Origin of the sequence: Streptomyces sp. JH14, from assembly GCF_029428675.1 — a bacterium.
GTDB lineage: Bacteria > Actinomycetota > Actinomycetes > Streptomycetales > Streptomycetaceae > Streptomyces.
The window spans coordinates 4,270,760-4,293,827 of the sequence record NZ_JAJNEL010000001.1; the positions used below are offsets into that span (position 1 = coordinate 4,270,760).

Annotated in this window: 19 protein-coding genes and 3 tRNA genes; 18 read left to right on the forward strand and 4 right to left on the reverse strand. The window is 67.9% G+C overall.

Annotated elements, in window-relative coordinates:
* Positions 1-32: 32 nt before the first annotated feature.
* Positions 33-1,283, reverse strand: a complete 1,251-nt coding sequence (locus LRD69_RS19300) for an amidohydrolase family protein (RefSeq protein WP_277327829.1) — start codon at positions 1,281-1,283, stop codon at positions 33-35.
* A gap of 333 nt (positions 1,284-1,616) precedes the next feature.
* On the opposite strand from LRD69_RS19300, the gene LRD69_RS19305 reads away from it, so the two are divergent.
* From LRD69_RS19305 to LRD69_RS19340, 8 genes are all read left to right on the forward strand, one after another.
* Positions 1,617-1,689: transfer RNA gene (locus LRD69_RS19305), tRNA-Thr, on the forward strand.
* A gap of 47 nt (positions 1,690-1,736) precedes the next feature.
* Positions 1,737-1,809: transfer RNA gene (locus LRD69_RS19310), tRNA-Met, on the forward strand.
* 89 nt (positions 1,810-1,898) lie between these two features.
* Positions 1,899-2,063, forward strand: a complete 165-nt coding sequence (gene rpmG / locus LRD69_RS19315) for a 50S ribosomal protein L33 (RefSeq protein ID WP_003956487.1) — start codon at positions 1,899-1,901, stop codon at positions 2,061-2,063.
* Positions 2,064-2,181: 118 nt separating this feature from the next.
* Positions 2,182-2,634 (forward strand): MaoC family dehydratase N-terminal domain-containing protein, encoded by a 453-nt coding sequence (locus tag LRD69_RS19320; RefSeq protein ID WP_277327830.1) that lies wholly within the window; start codon positions 2,182-2,184, stop codon positions 2,632-2,634.
* Positions 2,634-3,062: a MaoC family dehydratase gene (locus tag LRD69_RS19325; RefSeq protein ID WP_277327831.1), complete on the forward strand. Its 429-nt coding sequence runs from the start codon at positions 2,634-2,636 to the stop codon at positions 3,060-3,062. The genes LRD69_RS19320 and LRD69_RS19325 overlap by 1 nt, the downstream gene beginning before the upstream one ends.
* Positions 3,063-3,206: 144 nt before the next feature.
* Positions 3,207-3,755, forward strand: a complete 549-nt coding sequence (locus LRD69_RS19330) for a TetR/AcrR family transcriptional regulator (RefSeq protein ID WP_277327832.1) — start codon at positions 3,207-3,209, stop codon at positions 3,753-3,755.
* Between the two features lie 75 nt (positions 3,756-3,830).
* Entirely contained in the window at positions 3,831-5,279 is a 1,449-nt protein-coding gene (locus LRD69_RS19335; RefSeq protein WP_277327833.1) for an MFS transporter, read from the forward strand.
* A 72-nt stretch (positions 5,280-5,351) separates the two neighbouring features.
* Entirely contained in the window at positions 5,352-6,407 is a 1,056-nt protein-coding gene (locus LRD69_RS19340; protein ID WP_277327834.1) for a UDP-N-acetylmuramate dehydrogenase, read from the forward strand.
* A 45-nt stretch (positions 6,408-6,452) separates the two neighbouring features.
* Here LRD69_RS19340 and LRD69_RS19345 read toward each other — a convergent pair whose 3' ends face one another.
* Positions 6,453-7,088, reverse strand: coding sequence for an NAD(P)H-binding protein (locus LRD69_RS19345; RefSeq protein ID WP_277327835.1), 636 nt, complete (start codon positions 7,086-7,088; stop codon positions 6,453-6,455).
* 85 nt (positions 7,089-7,173) lie between these two features.
* On the opposite strand from LRD69_RS19345, the gene LRD69_RS19350 reads away from it, so the two are divergent.
* Positions 7,174-7,785, forward strand: coding sequence for a TetR/AcrR family transcriptional regulator (locus LRD69_RS19350; protein WP_277327836.1), 612 nt, complete (start codon positions 7,174-7,176; stop codon positions 7,783-7,785).
* Here LRD69_RS19350 and LRD69_RS19355 read toward each other — a convergent pair.
* Positions 7,720-8,826, reverse strand: a complete 1,107-nt coding sequence (locus LRD69_RS19355; protein WP_277327837.1) for an adenosine deaminase — start codon at positions 8,824-8,826, stop codon at positions 7,720-7,722. The genes LRD69_RS19350 and LRD69_RS19355 overlap by 66 nt on opposite strands.
* Before the next feature lie 158 nt (positions 8,827-8,984).
* A complete protein-coding gene (locus LRD69_RS19360) occupies positions 8,985-10,211 on the reverse strand; it encodes a pyridoxal phosphate-dependent aminotransferase (protein ID WP_277327838.1) in 1,227 nt (408 codons plus the stop codon).
* Between the two features lie 225 nt (positions 10,212-10,436).
* On the opposite strand from LRD69_RS19360, the gene LRD69_RS19365 reads away from it, so the two are divergent.
* The 9 genes from LRD69_RS19365 (at position 10,437) to LRD69_RS19405 (ending at position 22,987) form a co-directional block, all read left to right on the forward strand.
* A tRNA-Trp gene (locus LRD69_RS19365) sits at positions 10,437-10,509 on the forward strand.
* Positions 10,510-10,618: 109 nt separating this feature from the next.
* Positions 10,619-10,906, forward strand: a complete 288-nt coding sequence (secE, locus tag LRD69_RS19370) for a preprotein translocase subunit SecE (RefSeq protein ID WP_277327839.1) — start codon at positions 10,619-10,621, stop codon at positions 10,904-10,906.
* A 73-nt stretch (positions 10,907-10,979) separates the two neighbouring features.
* Entirely contained in the window at positions 10,980-11,879 is a 900-nt protein-coding gene (gene nusG, locus LRD69_RS19375) for a transcription termination/antitermination protein NusG (protein WP_277327840.1), read from the forward strand.
* 176 nt (positions 11,880-12,055) lie between these two features.
* On the forward strand, positions 12,056-12,490 hold the full coding sequence (gene rplK / locus LRD69_RS19380; protein WP_030914099.1) for a 50S ribosomal protein L11: 435 nt from the start codon (positions 12,056-12,058) through the stop codon (positions 12,488-12,490).
* A gap of 106 nt (positions 12,491-12,596) precedes the next feature.
* Positions 12,597-13,319, forward strand: a complete 723-nt coding sequence (gene rplA / locus LRD69_RS19385) for a 50S ribosomal protein L1 (RefSeq protein ID WP_030914102.1) — start codon at positions 12,597-12,599, stop codon at positions 13,317-13,319.
* Between the two features lie 527 nt (positions 13,320-13,846).
* Positions 13,847-14,377, forward strand: coding sequence for a 50S ribosomal protein L10 (rplJ, locus tag LRD69_RS19390; protein WP_277327841.1), 531 nt, complete (start codon positions 13,847-13,849; stop codon positions 14,375-14,377).
* Positions 14,378-14,490: 113 nt separating this feature from the next.
* Positions 14,491-14,874, forward strand: a complete 384-nt coding sequence (gene rplL, locus LRD69_RS19395) for a 50S ribosomal protein L7/L12 (protein ID WP_277327842.1) — start codon at positions 14,491-14,493, stop codon at positions 14,872-14,874.
* 599 nt (positions 14,875-15,473) lie between these two features.
* Positions 15,474-18,959, forward strand: a complete 3,486-nt coding sequence (gene rpoB / locus LRD69_RS19400; protein ID WP_277327843.1) for a DNA-directed RNA polymerase subunit beta — start codon at positions 15,474-15,476, stop codon at positions 18,957-18,959.
* 128 nt (positions 18,960-19,087) lie between these two features.
* Entirely contained in the window at positions 19,088-22,987 is a 3,900-nt protein-coding gene (locus LRD69_RS19405) for a DNA-directed RNA polymerase subunit beta' (RefSeq protein ID WP_277327844.1), read from the forward strand.
* The last annotated feature ends 81 nt before the right edge of the window (positions 22,988-23,068 follow it).

The following is a 23,068-nucleotide window of genomic DNA, read 5'->3' on the forward strand; positions in this document are numbered from 1 at the left end:
TCACGACCGTACGCCGGACTGCGCCGCCATGCTCAAGGCCCGCCGCCGGGCCCGGAATCCGGTCGTCCCTGACGTGGCAGGTCGAGGGCCACGACGGTCTCCGAGTCGCAGTACTCACGTACGGCGCTGGTCCGCGCCACCACTCGCCCGCGGTGCACGACGATGCGGCTGTAGGCGAGCGAGAGCACGCCCGGGAGCTGTTCGCCGCGTACGGCGAGAAGTTCGGCAGGGAAGCCTGCCTCGACCCGGACCTCGGGCAGCCCCATGACCTCCCTGGCGGCGGAGGACACCGTGCCGTAGGCGGCCTCGGCCGGAAGTCCGCTCTGCGACGCGAGAAGGTAGGCGGCTTCCAGCGGGTCGCCGCGGCCCACCGGGTTCGCGACGTCGCGCAGTGCTCCGCTGCCGGCCGCGACCCGCACTCCGGCCGCGCGAAGGAGCCGTACCGGTGCGGTGCCGCGGCGTTCCGTCCCGCTGCAGCCGCCCTGCGGGAGACAGACCACGGTCACTTCGGCGGCGGCGAGCTGATCGGCGGCGCGGATCGTGGTCTGCGGCGGCAGGTGGGAGAGGCCGGCGCACGGGCCGATGGAGACTGCGTGCCGCAGTCCGGCCGCCATAGCGGCGAGCCGGGTCAGGCGGGCCGGATCGTCACCGTCCGTGTGCAGATCGACCGGGCAGCCGTGTGCGGCGGCGATGTCCAGGACGGCTTCGGCGTACCCGGCGGGGTCGGGGTCGAGGTCGGGGCAGCCGCCGACGACGGCGGCCCCCATTTTCACGGCGTCGCGGAGCATGGCGAGGCCGTCGGCGCCTGCGATGCCGGTGAGCAGGCGGGGTACGGCGACGGGGGTGAGGTCGGTGAGGCCGTGCAGGGAGCGGCTTGCCTGGAGGACGGCCTCGAGCGGCGCGAGTCCCGTCGCGTCGCCGATCCGGACGTGGGAGCGCAGCGCGGTGGCGCCGTGGCCGAGTTGCAGGAGGGCGGCCTCGGTGGCGCGGCGCTGGATGGCGTCGGGATGGTGGGAGGCGGGTCCCGGGCCGGCGTGGTCCGCGGTGAGGGCGGTGTCGCTGTGCGTGTGGGGTTCGGCAGGGGCGGGGAGCAGCAGGTAGCCGCGGAGGTCCACGCGGGCGCCGGGTGAGGTGAGACTGCCCGCGGTGCCGACGGCCTCGATGCGGCCGCCTCCCAGCCGTACGTCCACGATGCGTCCGTCGGTGAGGCGGGCGCCGCACAGCACGAGCGCGGTGGCTTCGGCGGCGGGGTCGTCCGGCTGCCGCGGCTGGCTGTCGGGCATTGCGCTCCTGGTCGGGGTTACAAGATCACGCAGAGTGAGTCGAGCCTAGGGGTGCGGTCGTGCCGGTCCGGGCAGGAGCGAAATAGTCGTACCGGTGTGGCCCAGTGCGGTCGACGAGGTGCACGGGGCGTGTGCGGGCGGCCGGGGCAATGGCTGCGCGGGGGTGGCCGGGGAGCGGATCAAGTCGCTGATCAGGCGGCCTGTGGGGTCTTCGGCCGGTCATGGGCGAGCCGTCGGTCCGGGGATCGGGGCGGGGTGGATCCATGCCGGGACGGGGGGCTGCGAAACGGATTTGGGCGATCGGCGAGAGACCGTGTAATGTCTTCATCGCTCGCCCCAATAGCTCAGTCGGTAGAGCGTCTCCATGGTAAGGAGAAGGTCTACGGTTCGATTCCGTATTGGGGCTCTGGTGATCGGAGAACCCCGCCTCACGGCGGGGGGATCCGTCATCAAAGCGGTGTAGCTCAGTCGGTAGAGCAAGCGGCTCATAATCGCTGTGTCACCGGTTCAAGTCCGGTCACCGCTACTTACGGTAGCCGATTGTGGGGTCGGTCCTTCGATCGGCTACTCTTTTTTGCGTTCATCCGTCCATCCGTCCGTCCAAGGAGCACTCACGTGGCTGCCACCGACGTCCGCCCGAAGATCACGCTGGCCTGCGTGGAGTGCAAGGAGCGGAACTACATCACCAAGAAGAACCGGCGTAACAACCCGGACCGTCTTGAGATGAAGAAGCACTGCCCGCGCTGCAACTCGCACACTGCGCACCGCGAAACCCGCTGAATCAGGCTCGTACACGAGGCCGTCCCCACTGGGGGCGGCCTCGTGTCGTTGTACAGGGCTGTTCTGTGCAGGGCCGCTCTTCGGCCCATTCGTCTTTCCATCAGGAGGTAGCGAGCCCATGGCGCTCGACCAGTCCTTCGTGGGGCGGACCTATCCGCCCACCGCGCCGTACGAGGTCGGCCGGGAGAAGATCCGTGAGTTCGCCGAGGCCGTGGGCGACTCCAATCCGGCATACGTGGACCCGGAGGCCGCCCGTGCGCTGGGGCATTCCGATGTGATCGCGCCGCCGACCTTCGTCTTCTCGATCACCTTCAAGGCCGCCGGACAGGTGGTGCAGGACCCGCAGCTCGGTCTGGACTACAGCCGTGTGGTGCACGGTGACCAGAAGTTCGCGTACGTGCGTCCGGTGCGCGCGGGGGACCGGCTGACGGTCACTTCGACGATCGAGGGCATCAAGTCCCTGGCGGGCAACGACATTCTCGACGTCCGTGGCGAGGTCCACGACGAGGCCGGCGAGCATGTCGTGACCGCGTGGACGAAGCTGGTGGCGCGCGCCGCCGAGGAGGCGTGATGACGGCGAAGGTTGCGTACAAGTCGGTCGAGGTCGGTACGGAGCTGCCGGCGCAGTCCTTCCCGGTGACCCGGGCGACGCTCGTGCAGTACGCGGGGGCCTCCGGTGACTTCAACCCGATCCACTGGAACGAGAAGTTCGCGCGTGAGGTCGGGCTGCCGGACGTGATCGCGCACGGCATGTTCACCATGGCCGAGGCGATCCGGGTGGTCACGGACTGGGCCGGGGACCCGGGTGCGGTGGTCGAGTACGGGGTGCGGTTCACCAAGCCGGTCGTCGTGCCGAACGACGACAAGGGGGCGCTGGTCGAGGTCAGCGCCAAGGTCGCCGCCCTGCTGGACGACAACCAGGTGCGGGTGGACCTGACGGCGATGAGTGAGGGCAAGAAGGTGCTGGGCATGTCCCGCGCCGTCGTGCAGCTCGCCTGAGCCACTGCAGAGGTCTGCGCGTAAGGGGCATCCACCCAGGGTGGGTGCCCCTTACGCGTCGGCCTCCTGTGTCGCTTCCGTGACGCCGCCGTACAGCGCTTGACCAAGTTAGTGATTGAGTACTAACTTAGCTGCATGGTCAGGATGAGTGCAGAAGAGCGGCGCGAGAGTGTCATCCTCGCGGCGATCACCGAGTTCGCCCGCGGGGGGTACAACGCCACCTCCACCGAGGTGATCGCCAAGCGGGTCGGTGTTTCGCAGCCGTATCTCTTCCGCCTCTTCCCGAGCAAGCAGGCCATGTTCCTCGCCGCCTCCGACCGTTGTCTGGCGGATGTCCGGAAGGTCTTCGCCGAGGCCGGTGAGGGACTGGAGGGCGAGGAGGCGCTCCAGGCCATGGCGGCGGCGTATCAGCGTCTCATCGTCGACGACCCCGACAAGCTGCTGTTCCAGATGCAGACGTACGCCGCGGTCGCCGCGGCCGAGGCCGCCGGGGATCACGAGTTCGGCGAGTCGACGCGGGCCGGCTGGCTGCAGATGTGGGACGAGATCCACCTCGCGCTCGGCGCCGATGTCGGTGAGACCACGACGTTCCTCGCGTACGGCATGCTCATCAACACCCTGGCCTCGCTCGGCTTCCCGGCCGGCCATCGGGTCTGGGGCGGTGTCTACGCCTCGGCGCGGCCGGCCGTCTGAACAGTGCGACCCGGGTTCGGCCCGGTTTTCTGCCCATCAAAGTTAGTAATTGATAACTAACCCTCAGGGGGAGCAGTGAACCAGCACAGCACAGGCCGCTCAGGAGCGATCTGGGCCCTCGTCATCACCAGCGCCGCCGGTTTCATGGCGGCGCTCGACAATCTCGTCGTCACCACCGCCCTGCCCTCCATCCGCAAGAGCCTCGGCGGCGAACTGGCGGAGCTCGAATGGACGGTGAACGCGTACACCCTGACCTTCGCCGTCCTGCTGATGTCCGGAGCCGCCCTCGGCGACCGGTTCGGCCGGCGGCGGCTCTTCCTCGCCGGCCTGGCCGTCTTCACGGGCGCCTCCGCCGCCGCGGCCCTGTCGTCCGGGATCAATGAGCTGATCGCCTTCCGGGCCGTCCAGGGAGTCGGTGCGGCGATCATGATGCCGCTGACGCTCACGCTGCTCACGGCCGCCGTGCCCGCCGCCCGCCGCGGCATGGCACTGGGCATCTTCAGCGCCGTCACCGGACTTGCCGTCGCCAGCGGGCCGCTGATCGGCGGCAGTCTCACCGAGCACCTCTCCTGGCAGTGGATCTTCTGGCTGAACGTGCCGATCGGTCTGGCCCTGCTGCCGCTGGCCCGGCTGCGCCTGACGGAGTCGTACGCCCCGAACGCCCGGCTCGACATCCCCGGCACCCTGCTCGTCAGCGGTGGCCTCTTCGGCATCGTCTACGGGCTGGTCAACGCCAACGCCGACGGCTGGACCAGCCCCACGGTCCTCACCGGGCTGATCGCCGGTACCGCACTGATCGGCGGCTTCGTCCACCACGGCTTTCACGCGAAGAATCCGATGCTGCCCATGCGGCTCTTCCGCAGCCGCGGCTTCTTCGGGATCAACATGGCCGGCCTGCTGATGTTCCTCGGGATGTTCGGCTCGATCTTCCTGCTCAGCCAGTACCTCCAGGGCGTGCTGGGCTACTCGCCGACCCAGGCCGGGCTGCGGATGCTGCCCTGGACGGGCATGCCGATGCTGGTCGCCCCGGTCGCCGGGTATCTCTCCGACCGGTTCGGCGGCCGTCCGGTCGTCGTCACCGGTCTCGCGCTGCAGGCCGTCGGACTGGCGCTCTTCGCCATGGTCATCGCCCCCGACGCCTCGTACACCGCCCAGCTGCCCGCCCTGGTGATCGGCGGCATCGGTATGGCGCTCTACTTCGCGCCGGCCGCCAGCCTGGTGATGTCCAGCGTCCGCCCCGCCGAGCAGGGCATCGCCTCCGGCGCCAACAACTCCCTGCGTGAGGTCGGCGGCACCCTCGGTGTCGCGGTGCTGGCCACGGTCTTCTCCGCTCGGGGCGGTTACGGCTCCGCGCAGTCCTTCACGGACGGGACCGTTCCTGCGGTCTGGATCGGCGCCGGGGTGGTGGCGCTCGCCGCGGTCACGGCCCTGCTGATCCCGGGACGCCGCACCGCACCGGCGCCCGCGGTCGACCCGGAGGGGGGCGTGGAGCCGGCCGAGGGGCGGGCCCCGGTCGCCGCCTGATCCATGGCCCGGTACGCATGCGGTCCGTGGCCCCGCCCGAGCGGCGGGGCCACGGACCGTACTCTTGTCCCCGTGCAGGAACTCCACGATGCCCCCCTCGCCCCCCTGACCACCTTCCGGCTCGGCGGCCCCGCGGCCCGTCTCCTGACGGCGACGACCGACGCCGAGGTGGTCGCGGCCGTGCGCGAGGCCGACGACAGCGGCACCCCGCTTCTCGTCATCGGCGGCGGCAGCAATCTGGTCATCGGCGACAAGGGCTTCGAGGGCACCGCCCTGCGCATCGCGACCAAGGGCTTCGAGCTGGCCGGCACGACGCTGGAGCTGGCTGCCGGTGAGGTCTGGACGGACGCCGTGGCCCGGACCGTCGAGGCCGGTCTCGCCGGCATCGAGTGTCTGGCCGGAATCCCCGGCTCCGCGGGCGCGACACCGATCCAGAACGTCGGTGCATACGGCCAGGAGGTGGCGTCGACCATCACGGAGGTCGTCGTCTACGACCGGTACACCCGTGAAACGGTCACCATTCCGAACGCCGAGTGCGCATTCTCGTACCGGCACAGTCGCTTCAAGGCCGAACCCGACCGCTTCGTGGTGCTGCGTGTCCGGTTTGCACTGGAAGACGCAGGTGGGCTCTCCGCGCCTCTGAAGTACCCCGAAACGGCCCGCGCCATGGGCGTCGAGCAGGGCGACCGGGTGCCCGCGGCGGCCGCCCGCGAGACCGTGCTCCGGCTCCGCGCCGGCAAGGGCATGGTGCTGGATCCGGAGGACCACGACACCTGGTCGGCGGGCTCCTTCTTCACCAACCCGATCCTCGACGGCGCGCAGTTCGAAGCGTTCCTCGCCCGCGTCCAGGACCGGCTCGGCCCCGAGGTGACGCCCCCCGCCTTCCCCGCGGGCGGGGAACACACCAAGACCTCGGCGGCCTGGCTCATCGACAAGGCCGGATTCACCAAGGGGTACGGAACCGGCCCCGCCCGCATCTCCACCAAGCACACGCTGGCCCTCACCAACCGCGGCGAGGCGACCACCGAGGATCTGCTCGCGCTCGCCCGCGAGGTCGTCGCGGGGGTCCACGACGCCTTCGGGGTCACGCTCGTCAATGAACCCGTGACGGTCGGCGTCAGCCTCTGAGGTCCGCCGCACGGGCCGTCCGGGCACCGGCACGGGGCGCCGGCGTCAGTACGCCACGCCCACGCCCTGCTTCACCGCAGCCGGATCGTCGATCAGCGCCAGCATCGCGTGCGCCACATCGGCCCGCGAGATGGACCGGCCGCTGCGCGGATTGCTGCCGTGGACCGTCCGGTACGACCCCGTCAGCGGCCCGTTGGTGAGCTTCGGCGGCCGTACCGACGTCCAGTCGGTGGCGCTGCGGGCCAGCGCGGCCTCCATCAGCGTCAGGTCGGCGTAGACCTCCTTGAGGATCGCGCCGATCGCCTTCAGCATCATCCGGTCCAGCAGCGGGTCGTCCGCGGGCTTCGGCGCGACCGGGGCCGCGCTCACCACGAGCAGCCGCCGTGCCCCCTCGGCCTCCATCGCCCGGATCACCGCACCGGTGAGCCGTTCGGCGATCCCGCCGGCCCTGCGGCTGCGTGAGCCGAGCCCCGAAAGCACCGCGTCCCGCCCGGCGACCGCCTCGCGCAGCGCCTCCGGATCGTCGATCCGCGCCACCGTGTGAACCGTGAGGCCGGAGAGGGGAACCGGCAGCCGCGCCGGATCGCGGACCACCGCCGTCACGTCGTGGCCCGCGACCACTGCCTGCCGGACGATCTCCTGGCCGATGCCGCCTGTCGCGCCGAACACCGTGAGTCTCATTGCGCACCCTCCTGGGGTGGGTAAGTATTCACTCACCCCTAGAGTGAGCGGATACTCACCACGCGTCAAGCCTCACGGAGTGCACATGGAGCAGAAGCCGGCCCGCGTCCGCATCATCGACGCCGCCCACCAGCTGATGCTCACCATCGGCCTGGCCCGGGCGACCACCAAGGAGATCGCCCGGGCCGCGGGCTGTTCGGAGGCGGCGCTCTACAAGCACTTCTCCAGCAAGGAGGAGCTCTTCGTGGCCGTGCTCAAGGAGCGGCTGCCCAAGCTCAACCCGCTGCTGCAGCGGCTGACCGCCGACCCGGGGGCGGGGGAGCGGACCGTCGAGGAGAATCTCACCGAGGTCGCCCGCCAGGCCGCGCTCTTCTACGCCCAGAGCTTCCCGATCGCCGCCTCGCTCTACGCCGAACCGCGGCTCAAGAACCGCCACGACGCGGCCATGCGCGAGCTGGGTACAGGTCCGCACATGCCGATCCGGGGCCTCGCCGGCTATCTCCGCAGCGAACAGGTGGCCGGCCGCCTGCGGTCGGGCGCCGACACCTACGCGGCCGCGTCGCTGCTGCTCGGCGCCTGCGCCCAGCGTGCGTTCGCCTACGACGCGACGGCGGAGGGCCGCCCTCCGCAGTCACTCGACGAGTTCGCCGCGTCCGTTGCGCGCACGGTGCTGCAGGGGATCGGCACGCAGGCCTGAGCCGACGGGAGCGGCCTCGCCGCCGGCCGGCTTCGCCAGCCAGTCGTCGATCCCCACCAGCAGCCGCTCCCGTACGTCGGAGGACGCCGCCGACCCCCGGACTGACTGCCGCGCCAGCTCCGCCAGCTCCTCGTCCGTGAACGCGTGGTGGCGCCGTACGAGCTCGTACTGCGCGGCCAGCCGGGATCCGAAGAGCAGCGGATCGTCCGCGCCGAGTGCCATCGGCACCCCGGCTTCGAACAGAGTGCGCAGGGGTACGTCCGACGGCTTCTCGTAGACGCCCAGCGCCACGTTCGACGCCGGGCACACCTCGCAGGTCACCCCGCGCTCCGCCAGCCTGCGCAGCAGCCGCGGGTCCTCGGCGGCCCGCACCCCGTGTCCGATCCTGGCCGCGTCGAGATCGTCCAGGCAGTCCCGCACGCTCGACGGGCCGGCCAGCTCCCCGCCGTGCGGGGCCGCCAGCAGGCCGCCCTCCCTCGCGATGGCGAAGGCCCGGTCGAAGTCGCGTGCCATCCCGCGCCGCTCGTCGTTGGAGAGCCCGAAGCCGACGACGCCCCGGTCCGCGTACCGCACCGCGAGCCGGGCCAGCGTCCGCGCGTCCAGCGGGTGCTTCATCCGGTTCGCCGCGATCACCACACGGATCCCGAGCCCCGTCTCGCGCGCTGCGGTGTCCACCGCGTCCAGGATGATCTCGATCGCCGGGATGAGTCCGCCGAGCAGCGGGGCGTACGAGGTGGGGTCGACCTGGATCTCCAGCCAGCCGGAGCCGTCCGCGACGTCCTCCTGGGCCGTCTCGCGCACCAGCCGCCGGATGTCGTCGGGCTCCCGCAGACAGGACCTGGCGATGTCGTAGAGCCGCTGGAAGCGGAACCAGCCGCGCTCGTCCGTCGCCCGCAGTCTGGGCGGCTCGCCGCCGGTCAGCGCCTCGGGCAGCCGTACGCCGTACTTGTCGGCGAGTTCGAGCAGCGTCGTGGGCCGCATCGACCCGGTGAAATGCAAATGCAGGTGGGCCTTGGGCAACAGCCGAACATCACGCTCCATCCCAAGATCCTGCCGCACCCGCGTGCCGTCGCGATAGCCGGTTTCCCCATCGGGTTGACCATCGAACGCGAGCTCGAACGGCAGTCTGGAGGAGGGCAGGCGCAAAAAAGGTGCCCCCGGCCTCGGCCGGGGGCACCTGTGCGCAAGGAGGGCGGAGGTCAGTCCTTCGCCTCGCCCAGCAGCTTCTGGATCCGCGACACGCCCTCGACGAGGTCCTCGTCGCCCAGGGCGTACGACAGCCGGAGGTAGCCCGGCGTGCCGAAGGCCTCGCCCGGAACGACCGCGACCTCGGCCTCGTCCAGGATCAGCGCCGCCAGCTCGACCGAGGTGGCCGGGCGGGTGCCGCGGATCTCCTTGCCGAGCAGCGCCTTCACCGACGGGTACGCGTAGAACGCGCCCTCGGGCTCCGGGCACAGCACGCCGTCGATCTCGTTGAGCATCCGCACGATGGTCTGCCGGCGGCGGTCGAAGGCGGTCCGCATCTCGGCGACCGCGTCCAGGTTCCCGGAGACGGCGGCCAGCGCGGCGACCTGGGCGACGTTCGAGACGTTGGACGTGGCGTGCGACTGCAGGTTGGTCGCGGCCTTGACGACGTCCTTGGGGCCGATCAGCCAGCCCACACGCCAGCCGGTCATCGCGTACGTCTTGGCGACGCCGTTGACCACGATGCACTTCTCGCGGAGCTCGGGCACGAGCGCGGGCAGCGAGGTGAACGTCGCGCTGCCGTAGACCAGGTGCTCGTAGATCTCGTCGGTGAGCACCCACAGTCCGTGCTCGACGGCCCACTCGCCGATGGCCCTGGCGTCGGCCTCGCTGTAGACCGCACCGGTCGGGTTCGACGGGGAGACGAACAGCACGACCTTCGTACGCTCGGTGCGCGCCGCCTCCAGCTGCTCGACGGAGACGCGGTAGCCGGTGGTCTCGTCGGCCACGACGTCCACCGGGACGCCGCCGGCGAGACGGATCGACTCGGGGTAGGTGGTCCAGTACGGCGCGGGGACGATGACCTCGTCGCCCGGGTCGAGGATCGCGGCGAACGCCTCGTAGATGGCCTGCTTGCCGCCGTTGGTCACCAGGATCTGGGAGGCGTCGACCTGGTAGCCGGAGTCGCGCAGCGTCTTCTCCGCGATGGCGGCCTTGAGCTCGGGGAGCCCGCCCGCCGGGGTGTAGCGGTGGTACTTCGGGTTGCGGCAGGCCTCGACGGCGGCGTCGACGATGTAGCCGGGCGTCGGGAAGTCGGGCTCGCCGGCACCGAAGCCGATCACCGGACGGCCGGCGGCCTTGAGGGCCTTGGCCTTGGCGTCCACGGCGAGGGTGGCGGACTCGGAGATTGCACCGATGCGGGCGGAGACCCGGCGCTCGGAGGGAGAAGTTGCAGCGCTCATGAGGCCCATGGTCCCAGACCTCGATCCCCGTCGGCACAGGGGTTTCAGGGACCGGACAGCACTCGGACACGATGCGGACAAGAAGCGGACAGGAGTTGTCCGGAGCTATCTGTTCGACGCCGGGGCGCTGAGCACGTACACTCACCTGTCGTTGGCCTTCACCAGCCGCACCGTTCCTGCACCCGAGGCATCGGGGAAGATGCGGTAGGTTGGTGGAAACCACAAAGGGTCGTAGCTCAATTGGTAGAGCACTGGTCTCCAAAACCAGCGGTTGGGGGTTCAAGTCCCTCCGGCCCTGCTACACACTCCTTCGCCAGGATGTGTGCGCATGTACGTACTTCAATGCACCGCCGTGCGACGGATCCACCGGGCGCGGCGCGGCCATGACCCGGAATCAGGTGAGAAGCGTGACGGACGCCGTGGGCTCCATCGACATGCCTGATGCCGAGGATGAAGTGCCCGAGTCGAAGAAGAAGACTCGGAAGGGCGGCAAGCGCGGAAAGAAGGGCCCCATGGGCCGGCTCGCGCTGTTCTACCGCCAGATCATCGCCGAGTTGCGCAAGGTTGTCTGGCCGACTCGCAATCAGCTGACGACGTACACGTCCGTGGTCATTGTCTTCGTGGTCGTCATGATTGGTCTTGTGACCGTGATTGACTTCGGATTCCAGCGGGTCATCAAGTACGTCTTCGGATGATCCGGCGGAGGGCGCCTCATGGGCGCCCCTTTCGCATGTTCCACCCATTTGTATCCAGGAAGAAGCAGCCACCGTGTCTGACCCGAACCTGAACGACGCCGTCGAGCCGACGGCGGGCGCCTTCGAGTCCGCCGAGGACGAGCTCGAGATCGTCGAGGCGGCGGACGCTGTGGAGTCGGACCAGGCCGAAGCTGCCGACGCCGACGCCGCGGGCGAGCCCGCCGAGCAGGCCGCTGTGAACGTCGAGGACGACGAGGACGAGGCCCCTGCGGCCGACTCCGAGGAGGAGTCCGTCGAGGAGGAGTCCGCCGAGGACGACGACGAGACCGCGGAAGAGGCCGAGCCGGCCGCTCCGGTCGACGCCGTCACCGCTCTGCGCGACGAGCTCCGCGGTCTCCCCGGCGAGTGGTACGTCATCCACACGTACGCCGGCTACGAGAAGCGCGTGAAAGCCAACCTGGAACAGCGCGCCGTTTCGCTCAATGTCGAGGACTTCATCTACCAGGCCGAAGTGCCCGAGGAAGAGATCGTCCAGATCAAGAACGGCGAGCGGAAGAACGTCCGTCAGAACAAGCTCCCGGGTTACGTCCTGGTGCGCATGGACCTGACGAACGAATCCTGGGGTGTCGTCCGCAACACGCCGGGTGTCACCGGCTTCGTGGGCAACGCCTACGACCCGTACCCGCTGACTCTGGACGAGATCGTCAAGATGCTCGCCCCGGAGGCCGAGGAGAAGGCCGCCCGCGAGGCCGCCGAGGCCGAGGGCAAGCCGGTTCCGGCCCGCAAGGTCGAGGTCCAGGTGCTGGACTTCGAGGTGGGCGACTCGGTCACCGTCACCGACGGCCCGTTCGCGACGCTGCAGGCGACGATCAACGAGATCAACCCCGACTCGAAGAAGGTCAAGGGCCTCGTCGAGATCTTCGGTCGCGAGACCCCGGTCGAGCTCAGCTTCGACCAGATCCAGAAGAACTGACGGTTTTCACCGACTTCTGGACACATGCCTACCGAGCAGGTCAGAGGGGCTGTAAAGCCCCTCTGACCTGCTCGGTTTTTGGTCGCACAGCTATACCCGTTATCGTTGTGCGGTATGCCTGCATCCGGATGATCCGGATGACGGCGAAAAACTCTCACTAGGACCCGGAGAGAGCAATGCCTCCCAAGAAGAAGAAGGTCACGGGGCTTATCAAGCTCCAGATCAACGCCGGTGCGGCGAACCCGGCCCCGCCGGTCGGCCCCGCGCTCGGCCAGCACGGCGTCAACATCATGGAGTTCTGCAAGGCCTACAACGCCGCGACCGAGTCGCAGCGTGGCATGGTCGTGCCGGTGGAGATCACGGTCTATGAGGACCGCTCCTTCACCTTCGTGACGAAGACCCCGCCGGCTGCCAAGCTGATCCTCAAGGCCGCAGGTGTGGACAAGGGCTCCGGCGAGCCGCACAAGACCAAGGTCGCGAAGCTCACGAGCGCCCAGGTCCGCGAGATCGCCACGGTCAAGCTGCCCGACCTGAACGCCAACGACCTGGACGCCGCGTCGAAGATCATCGCCGGCACCGCCCGTTCCATGGGCATCACGGTCGAGGGCTGACCAGCCCCGTAGTCCCCCAGTGGTAGGGCCAAGCGCTGGCCCGCACCACGCCTCCACACCCGCCACGCGGCGACAGCCGCATGGTGTTACTCCCACAGGAGCAGCAGTGAAGCGCAGCAAGAACCTCCGCGCTGCGGACGCCAAGATCGACCGGGAGCGCAACTACGCCCCCCTCGAGGCCGTCCGTCTCGCCAAGGACACCGCCAGCACCAAGTTCGACGGCACCGTCGAGGTCGCGTTCTGCCTGGGTGTAGACCCTCGCAAGGCCGACCAGATGGTCCGTGGCACCGTGAACCTCCCGCACGGCACCGGCAAGACCGCCCGGGTCCTGGTCTTCGCGACCGGTGACCGTGCTGCGGCCGCGGAAGCCGCGGGCGCCGACATCGTCGGCGCCGACGAGCTCATCGACGAGGTGGCGAAGGGCCGTCTGGACTTCGACGCCGTCGTCGCCACTCCGGACCTCATGGGCAAGGTCGGCCGCCTCGGCCGCGTGCTCGGTCCGCGTGGTCTGATGCCGAACCCGAAGACCGGTACGGTCACCCCCGATGTCGTGAAGGCTGTCAACGACATCAAGGGCGGCAAGATCGAGTTCCGCGTCGACAAGCACTCGAACCTGCACTTCATCATCGGCAAGGTCTCCTTCGATGACACGAAGCTGGTCGAGAACTACGCCGCGGCGCTGGAGGAGATCCTCCGTCTGAAGCCGTCCGCCGCCAAGGGCCGCTACATCAAGAAGGCCACCCTGGCCACCACGATGGGCCCCGGCATCCCGCTGGACGCCAACCGCACCCGTAACCTCCTTGTCGAGGAGGACCCGGCCGCCGTCTGAGCCCCCGTGCTCGTACGAACGCCGCGTCACGTGTGACTTCGACGGGCCCCGCACCTCTCCAGGTGCGGGGCCCGTCCTTGTTTCCGGTCCCGGGCGACGTGAGGAAGGCCGGCCGGGGGAGCTACGGGCGTCGCCACGATGCCTGCTTCGGCACGGTCGGCGTTGCCCGAGCCGGCCACGAGGAGCGCCCCCGGTGACGCCGGCAGAAGCTCCTGGAGTGGCAGCAGGTCAGCACGGCGGGCGCGTCTTAAACCTCCCGCACCGCCCGAACCGGGACGGATTTGCTCGACGCGACCCCGGTCGCGTATTCTCCTCGAGAAGCCAAAGACCGCTGGTCGTTGCTGCGCTCTCGCAAGAGGGGGTAGCGACCGAAGGATCCGTTGAGTGCGGACGACCTGCGCAGGTGACTGTGGAAAGCTCCCGGACTCTGTTCGGTGGAGCTACGCCCTGGCGCCTGCGCCGGGGCGTTTCGTCTTTCCCGGCCCCTTCTGAGCGGTCCTCATCACCCGGAAGGAGGCCGACGCTCTATGGCAAGGCCCGACAAGGCTGCCGCGGTAGCCGAGCTCGCGGACCAGTTCCGCAGCTCGAACGCCGCCGTGCTGACCGAGTACCGGGGTCTCACCGTGGCGCAGCTCAAGACGCTGCGTCGTTCGCTCGGTGAGAACGCCCAGTACGCCGTGGTGAAGAACACGCTGACCAAGATTGCGGCCAACGAGGCCGGGATCGACACGCTGGACGACCTGTTCGCAGGTCCGACGGCGGTTGCCTTCATCACCGGTGACCCGGTGGAGTCGGCGAAGGGTCTTCGTGACTTCGCCAAGGACAACCCCAACCTCATCATCAAGGGCGGTGTCCTTGACGGTAAGGCGCTGTCCGCCGATGAGATCAAGAAGCTCGCGGACCTCGAGTCCCGCGAGGTTCTGCTCAGCAAGCTGGCCGGTGCCTTCAAGGGCAAGCAGTCTCAGGCTGCCTCGCTCTTCCAGGCGCTGCCGTCGAAGTTCGTCCGCACTGCGGAAGCGCTTCGCGTCAAGCTCGCCGAGCAGGGCGGTGCCGAGTAATTCGGCTCGCGCATTGATCGCCACCCGCTAGGGCGACGATCGCAGCGGGCCCAACGTACGCCCGCCTTCATGTACACCCGGCACCAGCCGAATTAGTGGAAGGATCGCCCATCATGGCGAAGCTCACCCAGGACGACCTGCTCGCGCAGTTCGAAGAGATGACCCTCATCGAGCTCTCCGAGTTCGTGAAGGCCTTCGAGGAGAAGTTCGACGTCACCGCCGCCGCCGCGGTTGCCGTTGCCGCCCCGGGTGCCCCGGGCGCCCCCGCCGAGGCCGCTGAGGAGCAGGACGAGTTCGACGTCATCCTCACGGGTGCCGGCGAGAAGAAGATCCAGGTCATCAAGGTTGTGCGCGAGCTCACCTCCCTGGGCCTCAAGGAGGCCAAGGACCTCGTCGACGGCGCCCCGAAGCCCGTCCTCGAGAAGGTCGCCAAGGAGGCCGCCGAGAAGGCTGCCGAGTCCCTCAAGGGCGCCGGCGCCTCCGTCGAGGTCAAGTGACCCTGCGAGTCCTCTGACTCGTCTGGACACCCGTACCGCAAGGCACGGACGTCACATCGCGAAGGGCGATCACCCATCCGGGTGGTCGCCCTTCGGCGTACCCGAGGCGGTCATCTTGCTCTTCCGTGGCTGACGAGTAGGGTGATCTTCGCCGTACGCCTCTGGCGGAGGCTTGCGGCCGGTGCCGAGGGGCGTCGGATGGGGGTCTCGGGGCCCTGTCCTGGCAGGGGGGGCCTTGACGAACCGCACGCGGCGCGCAATTCTCAGGACGCGTCGTCACATCGATCCGGATCCGAGGCATGGATCGATGACGAAGAGGGCAGTAAAGAAGAGCGCATCCGCGCAAGGCCGATTCATAGGTGTTGAGAACAGCTGTTGCGAGCTTCGAGGGTCTCTGAGAACCCGGACTGGACATCAGTGTGCCGTTTGGCTACACTGACCCTTTGCGCTGCCTGTTAGCTGCCTCCTGCCCGTCACCAGGGGCATGCCCACGCTTGAGCACCGATAGCTGAAAGTCCCTGACCAGGGATTTCCGTCATGGTGTCCAACTTGGGACCGGTACGCGCGTAGTGAGTCCGAGCCCTCGGAAGGACCCCCTCTTGGCCGCCTCGCGCAACGCCTCGACCGCGAATACGAACAACGGTGCCAGCACCGCCCCGCTGCGCATCTCTTTTGCAAAGATCAAGGAGCCCCTCGAGGTTCCGAACCTCCTCGCGCTGCAGACCGAGAGCTTTGACTGGCTCCTCGGCAATGCCGCCTGGAAGGCTCGCGTCGAGGCTGCTCTGGACAGTGGACAGGACGTCCCCACCAAGTCCGGCCTGGAGGAAATCTTCGAGGAGATTTCACCGATCGAGGACTTCTCCGGGTCGATGTCGCTTACGTTCCGCGACCACCGCTTCGAGCCCCCGAAGAACTCGATCGACGAGTGCAAGGAGCGCGACTTCACGTTCGCCGCCCCGCTCTTCGTCACGGCCGAGTTCACCAACAACGAGACCGGCGAGATCAAGTCCCAGACGGTCTTCATGGGCGACTTCCCGCTCATGACCAACAAGGGCACCTTCGTCATCAACGGCACCGAGCGTGTCGTCGTGTCGCAGCTCGTGCGCTCGCCGGGTGTCTACTTCGACTCCTCGATCGACAAGACGTCCGACAAGGACATCTTCTCCGCCAAGATCATCCCGTCCCGGGGTGCCTGGCTGGAGATGGAGATCGACAAGCGTGACATGGTCGGTGTCCGCATCGACCGCAAGCGCAAGCAGTCCGTGACCGTTCTCCTCAAGGCTCTCGGTTGGACCACCGAGCAGATCCTCGAGGAGTTCGGCGAGTACGAGTCCATGCGCGCCACCCTGGAGAAGGACCACACCCAGGGCCAGGACGACGCGCTGCTCGACATCTACCGCAAGCTCCGCCCGGGCGAGCCGCCCACCCGCGAGGCTGCTCAGACGCTGCTCGAGAACCTCTACTTCAACCCGAAGCGCTACGACCTCGCGAAGGTCGGCCGCTACAAGGTGAACAAGAAGCTCGGCGCCGAAGAGCCGCTGGACGCCGGCGTGCTCACCACCGACGACGTCATCGCGACCATCAAGTACCTGGTCAAGCTGCACGCCGGGGAGACCGAGACGGTCGGTGAGTCCGGTCGTTCGATCGTCGTCGAGACCGACGACATCGACCACTTCGGCAACCGTCGTCTGCGCAACGTCGGCGAGCTCATCCAGAACCAGGTCCGTACGGGTCTGGCCCGTATGGAGCGCGTCGTGCGCGAGCGCATGACGACCCAGGACGTCGAGGCGATCACGCCGCAGACCCTGATCAACATCCGGCCGGTCGTCGCCTCCATCAAGGAGTTCTTCGGCACCAGCCAGCTGTCGCAGTTCATGGACCAGAACAACCCGCTGTCGGGTCTCACCCACAAGCGCCGTCTGTCGGCTCTTGGTCCGGGTGGTCTCTCCCGTGAGCGGGCCGGCTTCGAGGTCCGTGACGTACACCCGTCCCACTACGGACGCATGTGCCCGATCGAGACCCCTGAAGGCCCGAACATCGGTCTGATCGGTTCGCTCGCCTCGTACGGACGTGTCAATGCGTTCGGCTTCATCGAGACGCCGTACCGCAAGGTCGTCGACGGCCAGGTCACCGACGAGGTCGACTACATCACCGCCGACGAGGAAGACCGCTTCGTGATCGCCCAGGCGAACGCGACGCTCTCCGAGGACATGCGGTTCACCGAGCCCCGCGTCCTGGTCCGCCGTCGTGGCGGAGAGGTCGACTACATCCCGGGCGACGACGTCGACTACATGGACGTCTCGCCGCGCCAGATGGTGTCCGTCGCCACCGCGATGATCCCCTTCCTGGAGCACGACGACGCCAACCGTGCCCTCATGGGCGCGAACATGATGCGTCAGGCGGTGCCGCTGATCAAGTCGGAGGCTCCGCTCGTCGGCACGGGCATGGAGTACCGCTGCGCCACCGACGCCGGTGACGTCCTGAAGGCCGAGAAGGACGGTGTCGTCCAGGAGGTCTCCGCGGACTACATCACCGTCACCAACGACGACGGCACGTACACCACGTACCGCATCGCCAAGTTCTCGCGCTCCAACCAGGGCACCTCGGTCAACCAGAAGGTCGTCGTCTCCGAGGGCGACCGGGTCATCGAGGGCCAGGTCCTCGCCGACGGGCCGGCCACCGAGAACGGTGAGATGGCGCTCGGCAAGAACCTGCTCGTGGCGTTCATGCCGTGGGAGGGTCACAACTACGAGGACGCGATCATCCTGTCGCAGCGCCTCGTGCAGGACGACGTCCTCTCCTCGATCCACATCGAGGAGCACGAGGTCGACGCCCGTGACACCAAGCTCGGCCCGGAGGAGATCACCCGGGACATCCCGAACGTCTCCGAAGAGGTCCTCGCCGACCTCGACGAGCGCGGCATCATCCGTATCGGTGCCGAGGTCGTCGCCGGTGACATCCTCGTCGGCAAGGTCACGCCCAAGGGTGAGACCGAGCTGACCCCCGAGGAGCGCCTGCTCCGCGCGATCTTCGGTGAGAAGGCGCGCGAGGTGCGCGACACCTCGCTGAAGGTGCCGCACGGTGAGATCGGCAAGGTCATCGGCGTCCGCGTCTTCGACCGCGAAGAGGGCGACGAGCTGCCGCCGGGCGTGAACCAGCTGGTCCGCGTCTACGTCGCGCAGAAGCGCAAGATCACCGATGGTGACAAGCTCGCCGGCCGTCACGGCAACAAGGGCGTCATCTCGAAGATCCTTCCGATCGAGGACATGCCGTTCCTGGAGGACGGCACCCCGGTCGACATCATCCTCAACCCGCTGGGTGTCCCGTCCCGAATGAACCCGGGACAGGTCCTGGAGATCCACCTCGGCTGGCTCGCCAGCCGCGGCTGGGACGTCTCCGGCCTCGGTGACGAGTGGGCCAAGCGCCTGCAGACCATCGGCGCCGACCAGGTCGCCCCCGGCACCAACGTCGCCACGCCCGTCTTCGACGGTGCGCGCGAGGACGAGATCTCCGGTCTCTTCGAGGCCACGATCCCGAACCGCGACGGCAACCGGCTGGTCCAGCCCTCGGGCAAGGCCAACCTGTTCGACGGCCGCTCCGGTGAGCCGTTCCCCGAGCCGGTTTCGGTCGGCTACATGTACATCCTCAAGCTCCACCACCTCGTCGACGACAAGCTGCACGCTCGGTCGACCGGCCCGTACTCCATGATCACCCAGCAGCCGCTGGGTGGTAAGGCCCAGTTCGGTGGACAGCGCTTCGGCGAGATGGAGGTGTGGGCGCTCGAGGCTTATGGCGCCGCTTACGCCCTTCAGGAGCTGCTGACAATCAAGTCCGACGACGTGACCGGCCGCGTGAAGGTCTACGAGGCCATCGTCAAGGGCGAGAACATCCCCGAGCCCGGCATTCCCGAGTCCTTCAAGGTGCTCATCAAGGAAATGCAGTCGCTCTGTCTCAACGTGGAGGTGCTCTCCTCGGACGGCATGTCCATCGAGATGCGTGACACGGACGAGGACGTCTTCCGCGCGGCGGAGGAGCTCGGAATCGACCTGTCCCGGCGCGAGCCGAGCAGCGTCGAAGAGGTCTGACGGGTTGGCCGGCCGGATCCCTGTGATCCGGCCGGCTCTCCCCGGACCCGTTCAGACCATTGCTGAAGTGCCCCGTTTTCTCGCATATGCGAGGGGGCTCGAACCCCCGAAAGAGGGATTGACGACAAGTGCTCGACGTCAACTTCTTCGACGAGCTGCGGATCGGCCTTGCCACCGCGGACGACATCCGGACCTGGTCGCACGGCGAAGTGAAGAAGCCGGAGACCATCAACTACCGCACGCTCAAGCCCGAAAAGGACGGACTCTTCTGCGAGAAGATCTTCGGTCCGACCCGGGACTGGGAGTGCTACTGCGGCAAGTACAAGCGTGTCCGCTTCAAGGGCATCATCTGTGAGCGCTGTGGCGTGGAGGTCACGCGCGCCAAGGTGCGTCGTGAGCGCATGGGTCACATCGAGCTTGCCGCTCCCGTCACCCACATCTGGTACTTCAAGGGCGTCCCGTCGCGCCTCGGCTACCTGCTTGATCTCGCGCCGAAGGACCTCGAAAAGGTCATCTACTTCGCCGCGTACATGATCACGTTCGTGGACGAGGAGCGCCGTACGCGTGACCTGCCGTCGCTGGAGGCTCACGTCTCCGTCGAGCGTCAGCAGACCGAGAACCGTCGCGACTCCGACCTGGAGGCCCGCGCCAAGAAGCTCGAGACCGACCTGGCCGAGCTCGAGGCCGAGGGTGCCAAGGCCGACGTGCGTCGCAAGGTGCGCGAGGGTGCCGAGCGTGAGATGAAGCAGCTGCGTGACCGTGCGCAGCGCGAGATCGACCGTCTCGACGAGGTGTGGAACCGCTTCAAGAACCTCAAGGTCCAGGACCTCGAGGGCGACGAGCTGCTCTACCGCGAGCTGCGTGACCGCTTCGGCACGTACTTCGACGGCTGCATGGGCGCCGCCGCGCTCCAGAAGCGCCTGGAGTCCTTCGACCTGGATGAAGAGGCCGAGCGGCTTCGCGAGATCATCCGTACCGGCAAGGGCCAGAAGAAGACCCGTGCGCTCAAGCGCCTCAAGGTCGTCTCCGCGTTCCTGCAGACCAGCAACAAGCCCAAGGGCATGGTGCTCGACTGCGTGCCGGTCATCCCGCCGGACCTGCGTCCGATGGTGCAGCTGGACGGTGGCCGCTTCGCGACCTCCGACCTGAACGACCTGTACCGCCGTGTGATCAACCGCAACAACCGCCTCAAGCGTCTCCTTGACCTCGGTGCCCCCGAGATCATCGTGAACAACGAGAAGCGGATGCTGCAGGAGGCCGTCGACGCGCTGTTCGACAACGGCCGCCGTGGTCGCCCGGTCACCGGTCCCGGTAACCGCCCGCTGAAGTCCCTGAGCGACATGCTCAAGGGCAAGCAGGGTCGTTTCCGTCAGAACCTTCTCGGTAAGCGTGTGGACTACTCCGCGCGTTCCGTGATCGTCGTCGGTCCGCAGCTGAAGCTGCACCAGTGCGGTCTGCCCAAGGCCATGGCGCTGGAGCTCTTCAAGCCGTTCGTGATGAAGCGCCTGGTCGACCTGAACCACGCGCAGAACATCAAGTCGGCCAAGCGCATGGTCGAGCGTGGCCGCACCGTGGTGTACGACGTCCTCGAAGAGGTCATCGCCGAGCACCCGGTGCTGCTGAACCGTGCACCGACCCTGCACCGCCTCGGCATCCAGGCCTTCGAGCCGCAGCTGGTCGAGGGCAAGGCCATCCAGATCCACCCGCTCGTCTGCACCGCGTTCAACGCGGACTTCGATGGTGACCAGATGGCCGTGCACCTGCCGCTCTCCGCGGAGGCGCAGGCCGAGGCCCGCATCCTGATGCTGTCCTCGAACAACATCCTGAAGCCGGCCGACGGTCGTCCCGTCACCATGCCGACCCAGGACATGGTGCTGGGCCTGTTCTTCCTCACCACGGACGAGGAGGAGCGCAAGGTCGTCGGCCAGGGCCGTTCCTTCGGTTCCACGGCCGAGGCGATCATGGCCTTCGACGCCCGGGAGCTGTCGCTCCAGGCGAAGGTCGACATCCGCTTCCCGGTGGGCACCATCCCGCCGCGTGGCTGGGTGCCGCCGGTCGCCGAGGAAGGCGAGCAGGAGTACCAGCAGGGCGACACGTTCCGGCTGCGTACGTCCCTGGGCCGCGCGCTCTTCAACGAGCTGCTGCCCGAGGACTACCCGTTCGTCGACTACTCGGTGGGCAAGAAGCAGCTCTCCGAGATCGTCAACGACCTGGCCGAGCGCTACCCCAAGGTCATCGTGGCGGCGACGCTCGACAACCTGAAGGCGGCCGGTTTCCACTGGGCGACGCGTTCCGGTGTGACCGTGGCCATCTCCGACGTCGTCGTGCCCGAGGCCAAGAAGGCCATCGTCGCGGGTTACGAGGCGCAGGACGAGAAGGTCCAGAAGCAGTACGAGCGCGGTCTGATCACCAAGGACGAGCGCACGCAGGAGCTCATCGCGATCTGGACCAAGGCGACCAACGAGGTTGCCGAGGCGATGAACGCGAACTTCCCGAAGACGAACCCCATCTTCATGATGGTTGACTCGGGTGCCCGAGGAAACATGATGCAGATGCGTCAGATCGCGGGTATGCGTGGTCTGGTGTCGAACGCGAAGAACGAGACGATCCCGCGTCCGATCAAGGCGTCCTTCCGTGAGGGCCTGACCGTTCTGGAGTACTTCATCTCCACGCACGGTGCCCGTAAGGGTCTGGCGGACACCGCCCTGCGTACCGCCGACTCGGGTTACCTGACCCGTCGTCTGGTGGACGTCTCGCAGGACGTGATCATTCGCGAGGAGGACTGCGGCACCGACCGTGGCCTCAAGCTGAAGATCGCGGTCAAGGGCGAGGACGGCGTGCTCCGCAAGACGGACGACGTCGAGACCTCGGTCTACGCCCGCATGCTCGCCGAGGACGTCGTCGTCGACGGCAAGGTCATCGCGCCTGCCAACGTCGACCTCGGTGACGTCCTGATCGACGCCCTGGTGGGCGCCGGCGTCGAGGAGGTCAAGACCCGTTCGGTCCTGACCTGTGAGTCCGCGGTCGGCACCTGTGCCTTCTGCTACGGACGCTCGCTCGCCACCGGCAAGCTGGTCGACATCGGTGAGGCGGTCGGCATCATCGCCGCCCAGTCCATCGGTGAGCCCGGTACCCAGCTGACGATGCGTACCTTCCACACCGGTGGTGTGGCCGGTGACGACATCACCCAGGGTCTGCCCCGAGTCGTCGAGCTCTTCGAAGCCCGTACGCCCAAGGGTGTCGCCCCGATCTCGGAGGCGGCAGGCCGCATCCGTATCGAGGAGACCGAGAAGACCAAGAAGATCGTCGTCACCCCGGACGACGGCAGCGATGAGACGCCGTTCCCGATCTCGAAGCGTGCCCGTCTGCTGGTGGGCGAGGGCGACCACGTCGAGGTGGGCCAGAAGCTCACCGTGGGTGCCACCAACCCGCACGACGTGCTGCGGATCCTCGGTCAGCGCGCGGTCCAGGTCCACCTGGTCGGCGAGGTCCAGAAGGTCTACAACTCGCAGGGTGTGTCGATCCACGACAAGCACATCGAGATCATCATCCGGCAGATGCTCCGCCGCGTGACGATCATCGAGTCCGGCGACGCGGAGCTGCTGCCGGGCGAGCTCGTCGAGCGGTCGAAGTTCGAGACCGAGAACCGTCGTGTGGTCACCGAGGGCGGTCACCCCGCCTCCGGCCGTCCGCAGCTGATGGGTATCACCAAGGCCTCGCTCGCCACCGAGTCGTGGCTGTCGGCGGCGTCCTTCCAGGAGACGACCAGGGTTCTGACCGACGCGGCGATCAACGCCAAGTCGGACTCCCTGATCGGCCTCAAGGAGAACGTCATCATCGGTAAGCTCATCCCGGCCGGTACGGGTCTGTCCCGCTACCGCAACATCCGGGTCGAGCCGACCGAGGAGGCCAAGGCCGCGATGTACTCGGCCGTCGGCTACGACGACATCGACTACTCGCCGTTCGGCACGGGCTCCGGCCAGGCCGTTCCGCTGGAGGACTACGACTACGGTCCGTACAACCAGTAAGGCGCATGTCCCGTCCGCAGGGCGGTCACCCCGTTTCGTACGGGGTGGCCGCCCTGCGGCGTTCCCTCTGCCGGCACGCGA

Excerpts from the sequence above, each read along its gene's own strand:
- LRD69_RS19300 (WP_277327829.1), bottom strand. The coding sequence starts at position 1,283 with ATGCCCGACAGCCAGCCGCGGCAGCCGGACGACCCCGCCGCCGAAGCC.
- LRD69_RS19320 (WP_277327830.1), top strand. The coding sequence starts at position 2,182 with ATGGCGCTCGACCAGTCCTTCGTGGGGCGGACCTATCCGCCCACCGCG.
- LRD69_RS19325 (WP_277327831.1), top strand. The coding sequence starts at position 2,634 with ATGACGGCGAAGGTTGCGTACAAGTCGGTCGAGGTCGGTACGGAGCTG.
- LRD69_RS19330 (WP_277327832.1), top strand. The coding sequence starts at position 3,207 with ATGAGTGCAGAAGAGCGGCGCGAGAGTGTCATCCTCGCGGCGATCACC.
- LRD69_RS19345 (WP_277327835.1), bottom strand. The coding sequence starts at position 7,088 with ATGAGACTCACGGTGTTCGGCGCGACAGGCGGCATCGGCCAGGAGATC.
- LRD69_RS19350 (WP_277327836.1), top strand. The coding sequence starts at position 7,174 with ATGGAGCAGAAGCCGGCCCGCGTCCGCATCATCGACGCCGCCCACCAG.
- LRD69_RS19355 (WP_277327837.1), bottom strand. The coding sequence starts at position 8,826 with ATGGAGCGTGATGTTCGGCTGTTGCCCAAGGCCCACCTGCATTTGCAT.
- LRD69_RS19360 (WP_277327838.1), bottom strand. The coding sequence starts at position 10,211 with ATGAGCGCTGCAACTTCTCCCTCCGAGCGCCGGGTCTCCGCCCGCATC.
- rplK (WP_030914099.1), top strand. The coding sequence starts at position 12,056 with ATGCCTCCCAAGAAGAAGAAGGTCACGGGGCTTATCAAGCTCCAGATC.
- rplJ (WP_277327841.1), top strand. The coding sequence starts at position 13,847 with ATGGCAAGGCCCGACAAGGCTGCCGCGGTAGCCGAGCTCGCGGACCAG.
- rplL (WP_277327842.1), top strand. The coding sequence starts at position 14,491 with ATGGCGAAGCTCACCCAGGACGACCTGCTCGCGCAGTTCGAAGAGATG.